The 18,267-nt window shown below is 70.2% G+C and carries 18 protein-coding genes; 10 read left to right on the top strand and 8 right to left on the bottom strand.

Annotation, left to right across the window (positions count from 1 at the left end):
* Positions 1-2 precede the first annotated feature (2 nt).
* Positions 3-500 carry a GNAT family protein gene (locus tag ABZV91_RS27850; protein ID WP_355247794.1) on the bottom strand — a complete coding sequence of 166 codons (498 nt, stop codon included), beginning with the start codon at positions 498-500 and terminating at the stop codon, positions 3-5.
* 174 nt (positions 501-674) lie between these two features.
* Between ABZV91_RS27850 and ABZV91_RS27845 the strand changes: the two genes are divergently transcribed.
* Positions 675-1,580 carry a universal stress protein gene (locus ABZV91_RS27845; protein WP_355247791.1) on the top strand — a complete coding sequence of 302 codons (906 nt, stop codon included), beginning with the start codon at positions 675-677 and terminating at the stop codon, positions 1,578-1,580.
* 29 nt (positions 1,581-1,609) lie between these two features.
* On the opposite strand, the gene ABZV91_RS27840 is transcribed toward ABZV91_RS27845, so the two are convergent.
* Positions 1,610-2,521: an LLM class F420-dependent oxidoreductase gene (locus ABZV91_RS27840; protein WP_355247788.1), complete on the bottom strand. Its 912-nt coding sequence runs from the start codon at positions 2,519-2,521 to the stop codon at positions 1,610-1,612.
* 168 nt (positions 2,522-2,689) lie between these two features.
* Here ABZV91_RS27840 and ABZV91_RS27835 point away from each other — a divergent pair, with 168 nt between their 5' ends.
* Positions 2,690-3,580 (top strand): alpha/beta hydrolase, encoded by an 891-nt coding sequence (locus ABZV91_RS27835; RefSeq protein ID WP_355247785.1) that lies wholly within the window; start codon positions 2,690-2,692, stop codon positions 3,578-3,580.
* A 162-nt stretch (positions 3,581-3,742) separates the two neighbouring features.
* Here the strand turns inward: ABZV91_RS27835 and ABZV91_RS27830 are convergent, their stop codons facing one another.
* Positions 3,743-4,711, bottom strand: a complete 969-nt coding sequence (locus tag ABZV91_RS27830; protein WP_355247821.1) for an MsnO8 family LLM class oxidoreductase — start codon at positions 4,709-4,711, stop codon at positions 3,743-3,745.
* Positions 4,712-4,841: 130 nt separating this feature from the next.
* On the opposite strand from ABZV91_RS27830, the gene ABZV91_RS27825 reads away from it, so the two are divergent.
* The 4 genes from ABZV91_RS27825 to ABZV91_RS27810 all read left to right on the top strand — a co-directional run bounded on the left by ABZV91_RS27825 (position 4,842) and on the right by ABZV91_RS27810 (position 8,801).
* Entirely contained in the window at positions 4,842-5,174 is a 333-nt protein-coding gene (locus tag ABZV91_RS27825; protein WP_355247782.1) for an Lsr2 family protein, read from the top strand.
* Between the two features lie 844 nt (positions 5,175-6,018).
* Entirely contained in the window at positions 6,019-7,092 is a 1,074-nt protein-coding gene (locus ABZV91_RS27820; protein WP_355247779.1) for an alpha/beta hydrolase family protein, read from the top strand.
* A gap of 117 nt (positions 7,093-7,209) precedes the next feature.
* Positions 7,210-8,265, top strand: a complete 1,056-nt coding sequence (locus ABZV91_RS27815) for a fused (3R)-hydroxyacyl-ACP dehydratase subunits HadA/HadB (RefSeq protein WP_355247776.1) — start codon at positions 7,210-7,212, stop codon at positions 8,263-8,265.
* Positions 8,266-8,357: 92 nt separating this feature from the next.
* Positions 8,358-8,801, top strand: a complete 444-nt coding sequence (locus ABZV91_RS27810) for an SgcJ/EcaC family oxidoreductase (RefSeq protein WP_355247773.1) — start codon at positions 8,358-8,360, stop codon at positions 8,799-8,801.
* Positions 8,802-8,834: 33 nt separating this feature from the next.
* On the opposite strand, the gene ABZV91_RS27805 is transcribed toward ABZV91_RS27810, so the two are convergent.
* Entirely contained in the window at positions 8,835-9,752 is a 918-nt protein-coding gene (locus ABZV91_RS27805) for a hypothetical protein (RefSeq protein WP_355247770.1), read from the bottom strand.
* A 438-nt stretch (positions 9,753-10,190) separates the two neighbouring features.
* Here ABZV91_RS27805 and ABZV91_RS27800 point away from each other — a divergent pair, with 438 nt between their 5' ends.
* Complete coding sequence (locus tag ABZV91_RS27800) at positions 10,191-11,528, top strand: lipase family protein (RefSeq protein WP_355247767.1); 1,338 nt, start codon at positions 10,191-10,193, stop codon at positions 11,526-11,528.
* A gap of 120 nt (positions 11,529-11,648) precedes the next feature.
* Here the strand turns inward: ABZV91_RS27800 and ABZV91_RS27795 are convergent, their stop codons facing one another.
* Positions 11,649-12,437: a crotonase/enoyl-CoA hydratase family protein gene (locus ABZV91_RS27795; protein ID WP_355247818.1), complete on the bottom strand. Its 789-nt coding sequence runs from the start codon at positions 12,435-12,437 to the stop codon at positions 11,649-11,651.
* Positions 12,438-12,640: 203 nt separating this feature from the next.
* Entirely contained in the window at positions 12,641-13,864 is a 1,224-nt protein-coding gene (locus ABZV91_RS27790; protein WP_355247765.1) for a helix-turn-helix domain-containing protein, read from the bottom strand.
* A 167-nt stretch (positions 13,865-14,031) separates the two neighbouring features.
* Between ABZV91_RS27790 and ABZV91_RS27785 the strand changes: the two genes are divergently transcribed.
* Positions 14,032-15,747: an aldehyde dehydrogenase family protein gene (locus tag ABZV91_RS27785; RefSeq protein ID WP_355247762.1), complete on the top strand. Its 1,716-nt coding sequence runs from the start codon at positions 14,032-14,034 to the stop codon at positions 15,745-15,747.
* Between the two features lie 151 nt (positions 15,748-15,898).
* Here ABZV91_RS27785 and ABZV91_RS27780 read toward each other — a convergent pair whose 3' ends face one another.
* Positions 15,899-16,483: a MarR family winged helix-turn-helix transcriptional regulator gene (locus ABZV91_RS27780; RefSeq protein WP_355247759.1), complete on the bottom strand. Its 585-nt coding sequence runs from the start codon at positions 16,481-16,483 to the stop codon at positions 15,899-15,901.
* Between ABZV91_RS27780 and ABZV91_RS27775 the strand changes: the two genes are divergently transcribed.
* The gene (locus tag ABZV91_RS27775) at positions 16,469-16,975 is read left to right on the top strand and encodes a carboxymuconolactone decarboxylase family protein (protein ID WP_355247756.1); all 507 of its coding nucleotides are present in this window, start codon (positions 16,469-16,471) and stop codon (positions 16,973-16,975) included. The two genes, ABZV91_RS27780 and ABZV91_RS27775, sit on opposite strands and share 15 nt — an antisense overlap.
* Before the next feature lie 61 nt (positions 16,976-17,036).
* Here ABZV91_RS27775 and ABZV91_RS27770 read toward each other — a convergent pair whose 3' ends face one another.
* A complete protein-coding gene (locus ABZV91_RS27770; RefSeq protein ID WP_355247753.1) occupies positions 17,037-17,612 on the bottom strand; it encodes a TetR family transcriptional regulator in 576 nt (191 codons plus the stop codon).
* An 89-nt stretch (positions 17,613-17,701) separates the two neighbouring features.
* Here ABZV91_RS27770 and ABZV91_RS27765 point away from each other — a divergent pair, with 89 nt between their 5' ends.
* Positions 17,702-18,229, top strand: coding sequence for an SDR family NAD(P)-dependent oxidoreductase (locus tag ABZV91_RS27765; protein WP_355247750.1), 528 nt, complete (start codon positions 17,702-17,704; stop codon positions 18,227-18,229).
* Positions 18,230-18,267 lie beyond the last annotated feature (38 nt).

Raw genomic sequence — 18,267 nt, 5'->3', positions numbered from 1 at the left:
GGTCATACCGCCTGGATGAACCAGTCGAGCCGGCCCTCCGGGCCCGCGCTGGTGTGGTGATAGTGGAACCCGAGCCGATGGGCCAGCGTCGTCGCCGCCCTATTGCCCGGATCTATCCGCAGTACCGCCTCGTCCGCCAGATCGTGCCGGGCCAGATAGCGGCACGCCAGCACGACAGTGCGGCCGGCGACACCCCGCCCCCGCCACGGCGCGTAGATGCCGTACCCGATATCGGCCTGGCGTTCGGCGAGGAACTCCTGTTCCACCGCCAGGTCCAGGGTCCCCGCCAGGGCATGGCTCGCCACATCCACCACGCCGAAGGTCTTGCACGGGCCGTCCTGCGCCCACTGGTCGGCGCAGTGTGCGAAATCGGCTACCACATTCGGGGTTCCGGGTCCCGGGGCGCGACGCACCGATTCCCGGTCCTGAGCAGCCAGATGCGCGGCGGCGTCGGCCACCTCGATCGGCCGTAGCCCGATCACCCCATCCGATATCAGCACGCGATCATGATCTGCACATCCCGGCGCGTTCGACAAGCCTCGGCTACGGCGCGCCGCGAACGAAAACCCAGGTAGCGCATATTGTGACGCCGAGCACACAGTGCGCGATAGCCGATTTCGCGGACACGCCCGGCGGATATCGCCGCGGTTGTCCGCCGGAGGGATACTCGGCCTATGACCACACACGAAGACGATCCGCACCGGCTCGTATCCGCTGCCGTCGTAGTGGGTGTGGACGGTACCCCCGCCGCGCATTCGGCCATCCGCTGGGGAGCGACGGTCGCGGCCCGGCGCGGCCGCCGCCTGATCCTCGCCTATGGAATGAATTCGACGCCGGCCAAGACCTGGCTGGTCGCCTATCAGCCCATGGTCGACGAGGCCGTGCAGACGCTGAAGACCCACGGCGAGCAGGTCCTGGCGACCGGCGCCCAGGTGGCGAGGGAGGCCGCACCGGGAGTGGAGGCCGACACCCTGCTCTCCGAGCAGAGCCCCGCGAAAATGCTGATCGGCCTGTCCGAAACGGCCCATATGGTCGTTCTCGGCTCGCGCCGCGGTGGCGCGGTCTCGCATCTGGGCTCGACCATCCTGGCGGTCGCCGCGCACGGCCGGGGCACGATCGTCGCGATCCGCGAGAACGGGGAGGAGATCACCAGCGGGCCGGTGGTGGTCGGTGTCGACGGCAGCCCGGTCAGTGACACGGCGGTCGCCGCCGCCTTCGCCGAAGCAGCCGAACGCGAAACCGACCTGGTGGCCGTGCACACCTGGAGCGATCTGACCTTCACCGAATTCGCGAGCACCGGTCTGATCGAGATTCCGGCCGAGGATCTGCAGACCGCCGAACAGGCGGTGCTGGCCGAACGGCTGGCGGGCTGGCAACAGCGCTACCCCGAGGTCACCGTGCAGCGCGAGGTCTACCCGTCCACCCCCGCGCAGCATCTGCGCGAATGGTCCGAACGCGCGCAACTGGTCGTGGTCGGCAGCCGGGGACGCGGCGGGTTCCGCGGATTGCTGCTCGGTTCGACCAGCCAGTCGCTCATCCAGCATTCCGCGTGCCCGGTCATGATCACCCGGCCGGCCTGACCGCCGACCCCCGGAGAGCGGAGCAGCGGTCAGCCGGCCAGCCCCGCCAGCAGTGCGCGCGTGCGGCGTGCCTCCGCCCCGCCGGCGAAGACCGAGGCGACGAATTCGGTGGCTCCCGCGTCGAAGATGTCGCGAATACGGGCCGCCACCTGCTCCTCGGATCCGATGATCGCCAGATCCGCGGGCCCGGCCGCTCCTTCGCGGTCCATCATCGCCCGATACGAGGGCAGGGTGCCGTAGGTCGCGAAGGTGGTGGCCGCCCGTTCCCGGGCGCCGTCGACATCATCGGTCACCAACACCGGAAGCGAGCACACGATGCGCGCGGGCGGCCGGCCCGCTTCGCTCGCGGCGGCGCCGATCGTCGGCGCGATATGGTCGCGAATGGTGGCCGGGCCGGTCATCCACAGCACGGTGCCGTCGGCGCGACGGCCGGCCAAGCGCAGCATCCGGGTACCGAGTGCGGCGAGCAGCACGGGAATCCGGCCCTCGTCGGGAATCCCGAGTTCCAGATTCCCGCTCAGCGTTTCGCCGTGGAAGGACACCGGCCGCCGTTCCAGCAGCGGGCCGAGTACCTCGAGGTACTCGCGCATATGACGAGCCGGTCGCTCGAACCCGTACCCGTACATGTTCTCGATGACCACCTGGTGCGACAGCCCGATACCGAGGGTGAGCCGATCCGGACCCACCGCCAGCGCCGTGGTCCGTGCCTGCTGAGCCAGCGCGCCGGGGTGGCGCGGGTACGTGGGCACCACCGCGGTACCGAGCTCGATACCGGGGACGTGACTTCCCGCGACCGCGAGCGCGGTGAGCGCGTCGACGCCGAAGATGTGCGAGAGCCAGGCCGAAGCGAACCGCTCCTCGGCGGCCGTGCGCAGATCGTCGGCGAGCAGGCGCAATGCGTCGGCTCCGGACCGTTCACCGAGCAGAATGCCGATACGCACGGTGTGCCTCCTCGTCGAGTGGTCTGATCGGGATCTCCGGGCGGACCCGCGGCTCCGCCGGATGTCGAGCCTACCTCCGCATCCGGCGGATACCCCGACGTCACGACGTCGCGCCGACGCGCCCGCGACATACTCGACCGGCGCCCCACGGCGGGGCATGCTGGGACCATGGACGAGTTTGCGAGCTGGCGGTCGAGCGGAGCGCGTTTCACCCATCGCGGACACCAGATCTTCTGGCGCGCCGGCGGTACCGGACCATCCGGAACCCTACTGTGCCTACACGGTTTTCCCACCGCGTCCTGGGACTGGCACGCGGTCTGGCCGGAGCTGTGCGAGCAGTTCGAGCGGGTCCTCGCCCCGGATCTGATCGGCTTCGGCTGGTCGGCCAAACCACAACACTACGATTACACGATCACCGACCAGGCCGACCTGGCCGAACAGTTGCTCCGGGAACAGGGCGTGCACAGCTTCCACATCCTGGCCCACGACTACGGCGATACGGTGGCCCAGGAAATGCTGGCCCGGGATGCCGAACGCCGCGCGGCCGGCGACCGATCCCTGACGATCGAATCGGTCTGCCTGCTCAACGGTGGCCTGTTCCCCGAGGCCCATCGGCCCCGGCCCATCCAGAACCTGCTCGCGAGCCCGCTGGGGCCGCTGGTCGGCCGATTCGGCAACGAGAAGACCTTCGCCCACAGCCTGGGCGCGGTGTTCGCCGCCGAGTCGCGGCCGAACGAGGAGCAGATGCACCAGTTCTGGATGCTGTGGTGCAGTAAGCACGGAAAGCGCAACGGACACAAACTCATGGGTTATATGGCCGAGCGGCGCGCCCACCGGCAGCGCTGGGTCGGCGCGCTGATCCGCCCGCAGGTCCCGGTCCGCCTGATCGACGGCCTGCGGGACCCGGTGTCGGGCGCGCGCATGGTGCGCCGGTACCGCCAGCTGGTCGCCGAGCCCGATGTGGTGGAACTGCCCGACGTCGGGCATTACCCACAGCTCGAGGCGCCGGCCGAGACCTTGCGCGCTTTCCGCGAGTTCCTCGCCTCCCGCGTGGGGTAACGCCCCGGCCAGGTACCCGGATCGATCCACGGGGACGGCCGTCCACACGTTCGGGAGCGGATGTCCGATTCCGGGTCCGCCCCGTTCGTCCTGGTCGGGCACAGTGGTCGAGGAGATCGGGCGCCTGACGGTCGCCGGAGCAGACCCCGTCGGACCCGACACTCACCCGGTGACGATCCGCGCCAAAGCGGCGTCGGAGGCGGCCAGCGCGGTGCGGTCGTAGGTGGAGGTGGTCGCCAGCAGTTCCTCCGCGCCCGTTCGGTCGGTGAGCTGCTCGATCCGGCGGCGCACCGTGTGCGGTGTGCCGGCGATCGACCGCCGGACCGCTGCCTCGACGCGGCGGCGCGTCTGCGCGGTCCACGACGCGGTATCGGCGACCGGCTCCAACGGCGGGAATACGCCGGTGGACCGGGATCGCGCCATTGCCACGGCTTCGGGCAGCACGAGTGCGCGGGCCCGCTCGTCGGTTTCGGCGACGGTGACCTCGAGCGCGAGTGTCACCAGCGGGCGCTGGGCACGCGGGCTCGGCCGGAACTCCCGGCGGTAACGGGCCAGCGCCGCCTCGAGATCCGGGCTGTCCAGCAGCGGCCCCCCGAGCACCGCGGGCAGTCCCAGTCGCGCGGCCACCGCCAGTCCCTGTCCGGTGGCCAGGATGAACATGGGAATCGTCCGGTCACTCACCGGATGCGCGGTGACCGGGCCGGTCCCGTCGAGGAAGTCGCGCAATTCGGCCAGATCGGCCGCGAACCGGTCCGGGGCGGCCTCGTCCTGACGCATGGCCCGGCGCACCGGCGCCGTGAACGCCGGCGAGCGGCCCAACCCGAGATCGATCCGCCCCGGGAACAGCGCCTCCAGCATGAGGAACTGCTCCGCCACCACCAGTGGCTGATGGTGTGGCAGCATCACGCCGCCGGACCCGATCCGGATCGTCGATGTCCGGGAGCCCAGCGCCGCCAGCAGGACCGGCGGCGAGCCGGAGGCGATCCCGGGTACCGCGTGGTGCTCGGCCACCCAGAAACGCCGATATCCCGATTTCTCGGCCGCGACAGCTCGTTCGACGGTATGGGTCAACGCGGCCGATTCGGGTTCCCCGGCCCGGGTCCGCGACCGATCCAGCAACGACAGTTCCACATCTGTGGAACACCGGGCGCGGTGCCGGTTCTTCCGGTTCCCCGTCACGGACTCCGCTGCCGGGTTCCGGTGGGCCGGACCCCTATGGCTACGATTGTCCGGATAGTTTGCCCATTGTTCGGAGGACTGCATGGCGCGCAAGGTGATCGTCGAGCTGGTCGACGACTACGACGGAACTTCCCTCGCCGAGGAAACTGTCACGCTCGCTCTGGACGGGGTCACCTACGAGATCGACCTCTCCGCGGACAATGCCGAAAAGTTACGCGAGACAATCGGTTTCTGGGCAGAGCACGCGCGCCGGGCCGGCGGCCGCGCAAAAGGCAAACAGCGGCCGCAGGCCACCGGCAACAATGCACGGACCCAGACGATCCGGGAATGGGCCCGCAAGAACGGACTGGAAGTGTCCAGCCGGGGCCGGATCTCGGCGGAGATCGCCGAGGCATATCAGAAAGCTCACCCGTAGTACCTCGCGAGTTCGGGCGAATTGCGCCCACCGCGATACCACCGCGGCTTCGCCGGGAATCGGCGTCGACTTCCCGCTGAGTTCGGGACGGCGGTCCACCGAGCGCCGTCCCCGGTCGATCGACCGGCACGGCGGGTTCGGGCCGACCGGACTACAGCGCGGGGGAACGGCGACACCACCTCCCCCGTCACCGGACCCGCCGCGTCGCGTGACGCCTCTATCGATCCGATAATCCGACAGTGATCCATCCCGGCCGCGCCGGGGCACCGGCAACCGGGCTCGCGGTGGTCGACGTGCCGGGCGCCACGCCGGCGGCAGCATGAGGCCGGCCCGGGAACTGCGGAGGGACCCACCACTCGGGTCGCGCCTCGGCGAGGCACATCGGGCGCCTTCAACGGCTGGATCAGGACTACGCGGGCCCCTGGTCCCCGGCGCCCGGCCGAGCCGAGTCCGGCGCGGGCCACCGCCCGGTCGCCCCGGGCCCGGCCGTCATGGTCGTGCGGCCGTCGGCCGGGCCGGGACTCGGTCCGGGGAGCGGCGCGCGCACACGCCCGGCACCTACTTCCGAACCGGCCGGAGAACCTCCGTACCTGCGCGGACCCGGAGCACGAGCGCTACGCCGGCGACTCACGCCGACACTCCCCGCAGTGATACCCCGGAGGGTCCCGGCGCGAAACAGATCACAGAAAGGTAACGAACTCGGCTCCACCGACGACGGACCAGTCGGTATGCCGAGACCGTGGCGGGGGCCGCGCGCTGTTCGGCACCGGTCGGGAACCGCGTGACCGGCACCGGCCGGTCACCTCGACCCTGTGCTCACCCGGACGAAAGGCCCTGCTCCGCGATGCGAACCCGATTGTCCCCGGCGCCGGTGGACGCCCTGAACCGCCGCGCCCTCTGGCTGGCCACCGCCGTGTTCGCGGTCGTCGCTCAAGCCCTCTTCCTGATCGGCGCCGGCACCGCGCCCGCCCGGGCCGCCTTCGACCCCGCCGGGACGGACTTCTGGGTCGACTCGAGTATGGGCCCGATCAAGTCGCGCGTGTTCCGCGCCGCCGACGGCAATACCTCACGGGTGGTCTACGCACTGGACGGGATGCGCGCCCGCGAAGATCTCAGCGGCTGGGAGATCGATACCGATATCGCCCGGGAATTCACCAAATGGAATATCAACGTGGTGATGCCGGTCGGCGGCCGGTCCAGTTTCTATACCGACTGGAATGCGCCGAGTTCCTTCCTCGGGGTGACTCCCGGATCGGGTTCGGCGGCCGGATCGACCTCCGGATCGTCGTCGGGGTCCGGCGGCCTGCAGGTCCTGTCGGGTGGCCCCGGCAAGTCCTACACCTATAAATGGGAAACCTTCCTGACTCGTGAACTGCCCGCCGCACTGCGGGACCGGCTCGGCTTCGCCACCCGGCGCAACGGCGTCTTCGGCCTGTCGATGGGTGGCAGCGCCGCCCTGACCCTGGCCGCCGACCATCCCGACCAGTTCAGTTTCGCCGGGTCCTACTCGGGCTACCTGAACATCTCCGCGCCCGGGATGCGCGAGGCGATCCGGGTCGCCATGATCGACGCCGGCGGCTACAACGTCGACTCGATGGCCGCGCCCTGGGATCCGAAATGGTTGCGGATCGACCCGTTCGTGGCCGCGCCCCGACTCGTCGCGAACAACACCCGGCTCTGGGTCTCCGCGGCGAGCGGCCTGCCCACCGCGACCGACAGCCCGAGCATCAATACGGTGAACGGAATGGGCCTCGAGGCGCTGGCGCTGGTGAACACGCGCGCCTTCCAAATCAGGATGGCGACCCTGGGCGCACAGAACGTGCACTACGACTTCCCCGCCTACGGCATCCACGCGTGGAACAACTGGGCCGATCAAGCCCTGCGTATGCTCCCCGACCTTTCCGCGAATATCGGTTGACGGCGATGCGGGCCCGTGAAATCCCCCGGTCCGGTGCGCGATTCACACCGCACCCGATCCGGCTGTCCCCGCTCTCGAACCCTGCGAATTCCGCAGGAATCGGTAAAGTGAACCGTCGTGAGTTCTGACGATACGGGGGTTTCCGAAATCCGGGAATCCCCTTCCGGGCCGGGACTGCCGGTGGGGTATCGGTACCGCGCCCGCGACCACTACGTGGTCGGCCGGGAGAAGATCCGCGAATTCGCCCGCGCGGTACAGGATCATCATCCGGTCCACTGGTCCGAGGACGCGGGCGCGGACTACGGCTACGGCGGTCTCATCGCACCGCTGACATTCTTCTCGGTGCCGGGGTTCCTCGCGCAGTCGGAGATGTTCGCCTCTGTCATGACCGGCTACGACCTGAGCCAGATCATGCAGACCGATCAGGTGATCCGCTACTACCGGCCGATCCGCCACACCGATGCGTTGTTCTTCGAAGTGCGCCTGGAATCGTTCCGCCGGGCCTTCGGCGGCGATCTGATGGGATTCCGGACACTGGTCACCGACCGGCACGACGAACCGGTGCTCGTCTCGCACACCAGCATCGTGGGCCGGACCGGCGTCGAGTCCGACCTCGCCGAAATCGGCGCCGGGGTACTGATGCACGGATTCCGGCCGGGCGGCGCGGAGAATCGCCGACCGGCGCCACCGGTGACCGGGGCGCTGTGGGAGGAGCTGACCGGCGACGCGGTACCGTCTCCTCCGGTGAGCCGCTACACGCGCGCGTTCGAAACCGTCTCCGTCGGTACCGAAATCCCGCCCCGGACGGTACGTCTCACCGCGGGTGACCTGGTGAACTATGCCGGCGTGTCCGGCGATCCGAATCCGATCCACTGGAGCGGTGAGGTCGCCGGGCTGGCGGAACTGGACTCCCCGGTCGCACACGGCATGTTGACCATCGGTATCGGCGCCGGATTCGTCACCTCGTGGCTCGGCGATCCGGGCGCGGTGCGGGAATACGCGGTGCGTCTGACCAGCCCGGTGCATGTCACGGGAGAAGGGGCCGATGTCGAGTACTCCGGCCGGGTGAAGGCGGTGGACCCGGTGCGGCGCACGGCGACCGTCGCTCTCACCGCCCGGCACGGCGGCCGCCGGATCTTCGGACGCGCGACCGCGGTGGTCCAGCTCCGCTGAGCGGAGTCCGGCGGGCGGGTGTCGGACATTCCGGCGGACGCGGCGGCAGGACGAGTTGACCTCGAGTTAGGTTCAGGTTCGAGGATGGTGCCATGAGCACGAACGAAGCGCCCACCGTCGCGGACTCCGGGACCGACCACACCGCCGATATCGCCGCGATCGAACAGCTGATCAAGGATGTCGAAACCGGTTACAACACCAATGACGCCGAACTGATGGTCAGCGGTTTTCTCGCCAACGCCGCGGCCGGGAATGCCGTGGGCACGGTGATCACCGGCCGCGAGGCACTGCTCGAGGCCGCGCGTCTCGGACTGGCCGGGTTCCTGAAGGACGAGTACGTCACCTACGAGCTCACCGATATCGTCTTCCTCCGCCCCGATATCGCGCTCGCGCACAAGGCCGCCCGCGCGCGCACCGCCGATGGCGTTCTGCTCGATCGGGATCCGGCGATGGTCGCGCTCTACGTCCTGGTCGCCGAACACGGACGCTGGTGGGTGGCCGCCCGGCACAACACACCGGTGCCCGCGGCAGGTTGACGAACAGTCCGGCGTGTTTCCCGGCGGGGCCGCTCAGTCGGCGACCGGTGTCCCCGTAACGGTTTCCGGGAGGCGCGGTTCCGGTGCCGTAGCGGGTGCTTCCGGCCCGGGACCGAGCGCCCGGGGAGGCGCGCTCAACGCCGCGGCCGCACCGATACCCGCCCCGATCCCGGCGCCGATCCCGGCGAGCGGCGCGGCCATGAGGGCGAACCCGTAGGCGGCGCCCAGCGGCGCCGCGGCGAGTCCGATCGGCGCGAACGGCGCGCCGATCGCCAGCCCCATGGCACCACCCACACCCGCGCCGACGAGCGCGAACGGGCTCGCGACCGCGGCCCCGGCCGCCGCGCCGATCGCCGCGGCGCCTATGGTCTGCCCGGCCACCCGGTCGGATCGGGTGCGTTCCATTCCGACCGAATCGAGGAAGGTCGCGAGGTTCGCTTCGGCCGCCGCGGAGCCGTCGTTGATCTGGATGGCCTGTTCCCGGGGCAGCCACTCCGGGGAACCCACCTGGACATCGCCGAAACGCAGCGCGCCGGGTGGCGGCGCGATCGGAGGCACGGGCGCCACGGGTACCGGAGCGTGCAGTGCTTCCACCGGCGCCAGGTAGGCGTTCGACGGCGCCGGCCGCGCCCACTGCAGGGAGGACAGGATGTCGTCGGGAATGCGGACGCCCCGGTACGGGCGTACATTCGGCGCTTCGGCGCCGGGCCACTGCGCGGAACCGTCCACCCGCTCCGGGACTCCGGCACCGGCGGCGGGCTCGGCCGGACCCACCTCGTCCGCGACCGGGGCGAGGTGTCCGCTCGAATCGACCGGACGGTTGCGCTCCGGTCCGGCGGCGGCGTTGCCGGCTCCCACCAGCGTGAGCACGACGGGAACGGCGCCCGCCACCACCATGGACCCCACCCGGGTACGACGCGGGCTGACTGCTCTGTGCTTGCCGGTGCCCATCGATCACCTTTCACCTGAAAGAGATGCTGTCATTTCACATTCGGATCCGTGCATCGATTCGGATGGGTCCGAGCCGCCCTTCGAGGGAGCCCGATTCCCGGCGGCCGCGGGGCGAGCCCCGGCCCGAAGACACGGCCCGGGCGCCGATCACCACGACCACAGGCTCGACACCGCCGCCGCCGAACGCCGGTGCGCGGCGGCCGGGCCGGCGGCGGCGAACGCCGCATTTCCTCACGAACAACGCAGCAATCCAGCACTTTTCGGGCCGAGCGTACCCACCGGCACCTCGTCGACCGCTCGGCTACCGATCGGTATCCGCACCGCGACCGTCATGTTACTGTCCAGTAAGTCACAGCAATGGCGCAGACCATAACAGGGCGCGGTTGTGATCCAGCACTCGAAGAAGGGTTCCGGGGCGGACAGCATGGAGAGTTATCGATGTTCGGACAACGACGGCGTTTCCGGCCTGGGGTGCGCGGGTGGACCGGTCGCATCACCGCGGCGGCGGTAGCCGTGACCTGTCTCACCGCGGTCGCCGCGGTGGCGACCGATCGGCCGGAGGCCGCGGCCGCGCCCGAGACGTTCTACACCCCGCCCGAGCAGATCCCGGCCGAGCCGGGCACGGTCGTCCGGACCCAGCCGATGTCGCTGCTGGCCACCCTCCCCTCGGAGCAGGGGTGGCCGGGCAAGGCCGAACACATCATGTACACCACCCGCCTACAGGACGGGTCACCGGTCGCGGTCACCGGAACCTATATCGACGCCGCGGGTCCGTGGCTGGGCGCGGGACCGCGCCCGACCGTGGTCATCGGACCCGGCACCTCGGGCCAGGGCGACAGGTGCGCCATGTCGAAGGCGTTCTCCACGGGGATCACCGTCACCACCGATCCGTCGCCGTCGCTGTCGGCGAATCAGGAGCTGCCGTCGTCGGCGGTGTGGAGCCGCCTCGGCGCGCGCGTCCTGGTGACCGACTACATCGGCTTGGGCACCCCCGGAATCCACACCTACGCGAACCGGATCGAGGAGGCGCACGCCGTCCTCGACGGCGCCCGGGCGGCCAACAACCTGGCGGGAACCGGACCCGAGACCCCGCTGGTGTTCTGGGGCTATTCCCAGGGCGGCGGCGCGGTCGCGGCGGCCGCGGAGATGCGGCCGGACTACGCCCCGGAACTGAACCTCAAAGGCACCTGGGCCGGCGGCCCGGTGGCCGACCTCGCCGCGATCCTCGAACGGATCGACGGCGCCCTCATCGGCGGCGCGATCGGCTTCGCCATCAACGGACTGCTCGCCCGCTATCCCGATCTGGAGAAGGCGGTCGGCCGGGTGACCAACCAGAGCGGACGGGACACGCTGGCGGCGCTGAGCGACGCCTGCATCGGCGATGTCATCACCCACTACCCGTTCCTGAAGACCAGTTCGCTGACCAACGACGGCCGCCCGCTCAGCGCCCACCTGCAGGCCATACCGGAAGCCGCCCCGGCGCTGGCCGACCTGCGGGTGGGCACCCTCACCCCGGCCTCGCCGGTACTGGTCACCAGCGGCCGCCACGACGACACCGTCCCCTACGACCAGGCCCGGCAACTCGCCGACGACTGGTGCGCCAAGGGCGCGACGGTCACCTTCCGGACCAACGAGCTGCCGCCACTGCTACCCGGAACCACCATCCCGAACCATTTCGGCCCGGAGATGATCGACGGGTTCGGACCCGACAACGCGATCACCTACCTCCTGGATCGCCTGGCCGGCATACCGATCTCCGGCTGCACCGTGACCTGACACACCCGCCGCCACACGAGATCGGCGGCGGATCGCCGAGCGACGGGCCGGCCCGGGGTGAGTCCGGGCCGGCTCACCGCTCTCGCGTGAACGCATACGGCTCCGCGGCGGGCGCGGCACCTACGCGGAGGGAGCCCCGAGATCGGTGAACGAGCCGCCGCGCCCGGCCCCGGCGGTGAATCGCCCGACGCCCGTGGCCGCTTCGGCCAGGGAGATGACCCCGTGCTCCCATTCGTTGGCGAGCGCCTCCTGTTCGCCCATACCCTCCTGCTGCAGCAGCGAGAGGCGGTCGTGCCGCTGACAGGTCCGGGGGAACCGCGCGATCTCGGCGGCGAGCGCTTCGGCGGCCGCCCGCTCCTCCCCCACCGGGACCACCCGATCGGCCAGACCCATCGCGTGCGCCTCGGCGGCGGCCACGGGCCGACCGGTGAGCACCATATCCATGGCACGGCCGGTACCGATCAGCCGCGGCAACCGCACCGTACCGCCGTCGATGAGCGGAACACCCCACCGCCGGCAGAAGACACCGAATACCGCGTCCTCGGCGGCCACCCGCAGATCACACCAGATCGCCAGTTCCAGCCCACCGGCCACCGCGTGACCGGCGACCGCGGCGATCACCGGTTTGCTCAGCTGCATACGGGTCGGCCCCATCGGCCCGCGGCCCTTCGCCGACAGCGGGTTGGCCCGGTCGGTCCCGACCGCTTTGAGATCCGCACCGGCACAGAAGGTTCCGCCCTCGCCCCAGAGCACCGCCACCGCCGCCGAGTCGTCTTTCTCGAAGGCGGTGAACGCGTCGTGCAGGGCGGTCCCGGTGGGACCGTCGACGGCGTTGCGGGCCTGCGGCCGGGACAGGACCACGGTGAACACCGGCCCGTCGCGTTCGATTCTCACCGGTGCGCCGGTCATAGCTGTCCCTTCGTTCGCGGTCACCGCTCGAGCCTAAAACCTCCGGCGTGTTCCCGGGCCGATCCACACCGATCGGTCCCCCCTGTTTCCCCGTCGCCCAGGTGTATTCGATCCGGCGGTCGACCACACCCGGCTCGGTACCCCGGATCTTGCCGGGAGGCGGCCGGATCTTCCGATACGCGACGACCCACCACAGGCGCCGGTCATCGCCCGGCGGCGCCGGATCCCGGGGAACGGTCCGGGCCACCGATGGTCTCGGTGCCGAGCAGACCGAAGGCCTCCAGTGCCAGATACAGTTCGGCCGACTGGCGAGGATCGGTGGTATCGCGACCGGTGAGATCGCGGATCTTGCGCAACCGATACCGCACCGTATTGCGATGGCAGTGCAAGCTTTCGGCGACGGCCGCGGCCGATCCGCCACATCTGTACCAGCTTTCGAGCGCGGCAATCAGATCCGTCCGTTCGGCGACCGGTTGGTCGAGCAGCGGACCGAGGATCTGCGCGGCGGCCCGCCGCCCGGCCTCGGGCACGGCGACGAGCAGGTGGGCGACCGGTTCGTCACCGAAACGCACCGTGGCGGCCGTACCGGGCCGCACCGACCGGGACGCCGAACGCGCCTCGGCCAGCGCCGAGGTGATGAGATGCGGTGTCGTGAAGGCGGCGCTGAGACCCACCCGGTCGGTCACGCACGCCGCGATCGTGGCCCGGGCGCGGTCGAGCGCTTCCGGGGAGGCCGCCGACAGCAACCCGATATACGCATCGATCTGGGCATCCCAGGCCGACCGGACTCCGATATCGCGCAGCGCCGCGGTCAGTCTCCCCGGCAGCGGCGCGGTGGGTTCGGTATCGATGGCGACCACCGAGAACACCCCTCGTTCCGGGAAGCCGAGGGTACGCAGCACATCGAGAACGCGGGCGGGGTTGCCGGAATGGTCGTCGAACAGGGTACGGATCAGGCGGCTCTGGATCTGCGCGTCGGCATGCGCCAGCAGCACCTCGGTCTCCCGGTAGGACTCGACGGCCGCGTCGGAGTACAGATCGACCAGCTCCCAGAGGCGGGTCGCCAGCTCGTGCAGCCGGGCGTCCCCCGGACCGGCCGACCAGTTGGTCAGTTCCTCCCAGATGAGCCGGCCGCCCAGTCGATAGGCGTGCAGCAGGCTCGCGACCGGAATTCCCTGCTCGGCTTTGAGGCGTCCCGCGTCGCGGGCCGGCCGGAGCCGCAACGGGGCGGTTCCGGCCAGCGCCCCGATCACCGCGGTCAGGTTCTCCAGGCAGGTGCGGTACAGCTGATCCGCGGTCAGCAGCCCCGACTCCCCGTAGGAGGGATCGGCCGCCGTGATCCGGCCGACCAGGACATCGGTCAGCGCCTCGACGGAATCGGCGAGCGCGGCGGCCAGGGGCGCCGCCGGCGGCGCGGGCGTGCTCATACCGGAACAGTCTAATCACCCAGCCGTGACCCGCACCACGCCCATTTTGTGCCCGTGCACAAAAACGAGCGGCGATGACGCAACGCCCACACATATGCTTCGGGCACCGGCACAGCCACACTGTTCTCTACTCGGATCACCGGATCTCAGCTACGGAGTGTGCCCACGTGCAGCCAGAACAGGCCGTCGCCGCCGACACGGTCATCGATGCCGCCCTCACCGAACTCGCCGAGGGCGAACGGAAATGGTCCCGCCTACCGTTGGCCGGGCGGCGCGCCCTCCTCGACCGGATGCGCACGCTCACCGGCCGGCATGCCCGCGAATGGGTAGCGGCCGCGGTGCGGATCAAAGGTCTCGATCCCGCCTCCCCACTCGTCGGGGAGGAATGGCTGTCCGGGCCCTATGTCTTCGCCACGAGCCTCACCGCGGTGTCCCGGACCCTCGAGTCGCTGGAACGCGGCGTGAGCCCCCTCGCGGACGCGACCTTCGGCAGCGTCGGTGACCGGGTGACCGTGCGCGCGCTGCCCGCCGGTCTCTACGACGAACTACTGCTCAGCGGTTTCCGCGCGGAGGTGTGGTTGCAGCGGGGCGTCGACGCGGAGACCGCCCGGGCCGGCGCGGGCCTCGCCCAGCGCGATCCCGCCCGCACCCACGGCATCGGCGCGGTCCTGGGCGCGGGGAACATCACCTCGATCGCACCACTGGACACGATCTACGAACTGATCGCGCACAACCGCGTGGTGGCGCTGAAGCTGAACCCGGTCACCGATCCGCTGTTGCCGGTGCTCGAGAAGATCTTCGCGCCGCTGATCGAGCTCGGCGTCGTGCGGGTACTCACCGGTGGCCCCGAGGTCGGCGGACGACTGGTGAGCCATGAGCGGATCGCACACGTCCATATGACCGGCAGCGCCGCCACGCACGACGCCATTGTCTGGGGTACCGGCGCGGCGGCGGCGGAACGGAAGCGGGCCGGCACCCCGCTCCTGGACAAACCCATCACCAGCGAGCTGGGCGGCGTGTCCCCGACGATCGTGCTGCCCGGCGAATGGAGCACCGCCGACCTGGAATTCCAGGCCGAGCACATCGCGACCCAGCGGCTGCACAACGGTGGCTACAACTGCGTGGCCGCGCAAGCGGTGCTCGTCTCCGCGGACTGGCCGCAGAAGGACGCCTTCCTGGCCGCCCTCACCGCGGCCGTCGATCGGGCGCCGCATCGCCACGCCTACTATCCGGGCAGCGACGACCGGGTCGCCGGGGCCCGGGCCGGTTACCCGGACGCTCGCCGGCTCGGCCGCCACGGCGAGCGACTACTGGTCACCGGACTGGACCCGCACTCGGACGAGGCGCTGTTCACCTCGGAATACTTCGCGCCCGTTCTCGGCGTCGTCGAATTGCCCGGCAGCGGGACCGCGTTCGCCCGCGCCGCGGTGGATACGGCCAATGAGAAGTTCACCGGCACGCTCGGCGTGAACATCGTCGCGCACCCGGATACCGTCGAGGCGCTCGGCACGGAGTTCGACACGTTGATCGAGCGGCTGCGCTATGGCACCGTCGCCGTGAACGCGTGGACGGCGGTCGGTTATCTGACCCCCACCGCGAGCTGGGGCGCGTATCCAGGCCATACGCTCGACGATGTGCAGAGCGGTATCGGCGTGGTCCACAACGCCTGGCTGATCGAGGGCATCGAGCGCACCGTCGTGCGGGGTCCGTTCCGGCCCGCGCCGCGGTCGGTGCTGCACGGCGAATGGTCGCTCACCCCCAAACCACCGTGGTTCGTCTCCAACCGGACCGCCGCCCGAACCGGGCGGCTGCTCACCGACTTCGCCGCAGATCCGCGCTGGTCACGCCTGCCCGCGATCTTCGCCTCCGCGCTGCGCGGGTGACCACCCCCGAGCGCACGCGACGCGGCGCGGCCGGGTCCCGGACCGAGCGCGCTCGCGGAGTCGGCGGGTGCGTCGCACAGTGGAGTGCCCTGCCGGGGTAACCGGTCGGCCTCGGCCTCACCGCGAGGGTCCCCCGGCCCGGCAGATACTCTCAGGCCAAGCGGCCCAGCCACCCGGCGGCGTCGAGCCGGAACGCCACCGGCGTCGCCACGGCACGTAGATCGTCCTCCATCGCGCGAATACGGTCTTCCCCGCATTCACGTGCCCAGTTCTCGCGCAGTTGCCGGAAGATCTCGGCCGAGCGGGTCAGCGCATCGAAGCCGCGCGCGGTGAGCCGGACGAGGCGGCGCCGGGTATCGGCGGGATCGTCGGCCCGTTCGGCGTATCCGAGAGCGACCAGGCGATCCACCGTTTTGCCGGCGGCCTGCTTCGAAACACCCAGCCGACGGCCGATATCGCTGGCCGAGGCCCCCTCGGCACCGATCGCCTGCATGGCGAAACCGTGGGCGGGCCGCATGTCCGGATGCCCCTGCCGCGCCAGTTCGGCGTGCAGTTCGTCGATCAGCGTCCGGAATCCGGCGAACAGCAGCAGCGGCAGCTCGTACCCCGCGCGCGGCGGGCCGTCCCTTTCCGAACCGGTCGCCGCCCCCTTGGCAGAATCGTCAACCTGGTTTACCATCATCCGGTAATCGTCAACCATGTTGTCCATCTTAGGAGAGACGTGTTCCCCGCCCACACCCTGCAGACCGCACCGCCCGCCGCCCGCCCGGCGATGCGGACCGTACAGAGCACCACAGGAACGGTCCCCGACGCCGTCCGCCGCCTGGCCGGATCACCCGAGCTACTCAACGGATTCCTCGCGATGAGCGCCGCTTTCGAAGGATGCACGCTGGATCCACTGGCACGGGAGGTCGTCATCATGACCGTCGCCGTCCGCAACGACTGCCATGTGTGCATCGCGATGCACACCGGAAAACTTCGCAAACTCGGCGCGTCCCCGGAGATCGTCTCCGCCCTGCGCGCGGCCGGATCACTTCCCGACGCGCGTCTCGAGGCGATCCGGGTCTTCACCCTCGAACTCCTCGCGACCGCGGGCGGCGTGGACGACGCGTCCGTCACCGCCTTCACGGCGCACGGGTACACCGAGCGCAATGCGCTGGAAGTCGTTTTCGGTATCGGCACCTACACGATGTCGACACTGGCCAACCGCCTCGTCCGCGCCGCGTGACCACCGCCCCCGGCGGTGCAGGACACCGCCGGGGGCACCCACCGACCCGTCGGCAGACCGGTCACCCGGCTTTCGGAGCGGGGACCGGAGTGAGCGCTCGCCGAGCCAGCTCGAGCCACCTGCGCTGCTCCGTTTCCGGGATCGCATCGGCGGGCGCGGCGGCCATCAGCAGGATGACGTCATCGGTGGTGATATCGGGGTAGAGCGAACCCTCCCGATGCGCCGCCGCGACCAGCCGATCCACCGCGATACGACCCCGGTCCCGGATCTCCCCCAGGGCGTCCTCGGCCAACGCGGCCACCGCGAACCGGAACAGCCTTTCCTGTTTCATCTCGAGCACCACCCTCCGCAACAGCGCGAGCAACTCGTCGACGGCCGATCCGGCGCCGGTCTCGACCCGGAGCGACGCCGCGTCCAAGGATCGGCCGATCGTCTCGGCGAGATCGGCCACGGCCGCGTCGATCAGGTCTTTCTTCGCCGGGAAGTGCCGGTAGAGCGTGCCTACCGCGATGCCCGCCGCGGCGGCGATCTCGTCCATACCGATCCCGGGGCCGCGCTCGACGACCAGCGTCCGCGCCGCCGCGATGATCGCCTCCCGATTGCGCAGCGCGTCCGCGCGCCTACCTCCACCGGCCATCCGCACCAGCTCCCTCGCCTTGCCGACAACATGAACTACTGGTTCACTTTAATGTGAACGACTCGTTCATCTTAGATGGGAGCCCGACCATGTGGACCGAAGCCGATATCCCCGACCTGAGCGGCCGGATCGCCGTCGTCACCGGAGCCAACACCGGACTCGGATTCGAAACCGCCCGCGCACTGGCCGAGCACGGCGCCGACGTCGTTCTGGCCTGCCGCGATACCGATCGCGCGGCCGCAGCCGCCGAGCGGATCGCGGCGGGCGCCACGCGGGCCCGGATCGATTGCGTACCAATCGATCTGGCGTCACTCGGGTCGATCCGCACGGCAGCGGAGCTGATCCGCGACCGGTACAAACGCCTCGACCTGCTGATCAACAATGCGGGCGTGACCGGATTGACCGGGGCGACCGCGGACGGCTTCGAAATACAGTTCGGTATCAACCACCTCGGCCATTTCGCGCTCACCGGACTACTGCTGGACCGCCTCGTCGCGGCGCCGGCCGCGCGCGTGGTGACCGTCAGCAGTATCGGCCACCGGGTCGGCCGGATCGATCCGGCCCCCCCCCGCGCCCCCCACCGCAACGAAGAGGGGGGGGGGGGGGAAAAAAGTTAAAAAGTTGGTGTTGAATAAGGTGTTGGGGGGGTAAAAAA

Source organism: Nocardia sp. NPDC004568 (genome assembly GCF_040609955.1).
Lineage (GTDB): Bacteria > Actinomycetota > Actinomycetes > Mycobacteriales > Mycobacteriaceae > Nocardia.
Note: the sequence above shows the minus strand (reverse complement) of the source record. Positions and strands in the feature narration are given on the sequence as shown.

Excerpts from the sequence above, each read along its gene's own strand:
- ABZV91_RS27845 (WP_355247791.1), top strand. The coding sequence starts at position 675 with ATGACCACACACGAAGACGATCCGCACCGGCTCGTATCCGCTGCCGTC.
- ABZV91_RS27835 (WP_355247785.1), top strand. The coding sequence starts at position 2,690 with ATGGACGAGTTTGCGAGCTGGCGGTCGAGCGGAGCGCGTTTCACCCAT.
- ABZV91_RS27825 (WP_355247782.1), top strand. The coding sequence starts at position 4,842 with ATGGCGCGCAAGGTGATCGTCGAGCTGGTCGACGACTACGACGGAACT.
- ABZV91_RS27820 (WP_355247779.1), top strand. The coding sequence starts at position 6,019 with ATGCGAACCCGATTGTCCCCGGCGCCGGTGGACGCCCTGAACCGCCGC.
- ABZV91_RS27810 (WP_355247773.1), top strand. The coding sequence starts at position 8,358 with ATGAGCACGAACGAAGCGCCCACCGTCGCGGACTCCGGGACCGACCAC.
- ABZV91_RS27805 (WP_355247770.1), bottom strand. The coding sequence starts at position 9,752 with ATGGGCACCGGCAAGCACAGAGCAGTCAGCCCGCGTCGTACCCGGGTG.
- ABZV91_RS27800 (WP_355247767.1), top strand. The coding sequence starts at position 10,191 with ATGTTCGGACAACGACGGCGTTTCCGGCCTGGGGTGCGCGGGTGGACC.
- ABZV91_RS27795 (WP_355247818.1), bottom strand. The coding sequence starts at position 12,437 with ATGACCGGCGCACCGGTGAGAATCGAACGCGACGGGCCGGTGTTCACC.
- ABZV91_RS27790 (WP_355247765.1), bottom strand. The coding sequence starts at position 13,864 with ATGAGCACGCCCGCGCCGCCGGCGGCGCCCCTGGCCGCCGCGCTCGCC.
- ABZV91_RS27770 (WP_355247753.1), bottom strand. The coding sequence starts at position 17,612 with ATGGCCGGTGGAGGTAGGCGCGCGGACGCGCTGCGCAATCGGGAGGCG.
- ABZV91_RS27765 (WP_355247750.1), top strand. The coding sequence starts at position 17,702 with ATGTGGACCGAAGCCGATATCCCCGACCTGAGCGGCCGGATCGCCGTC.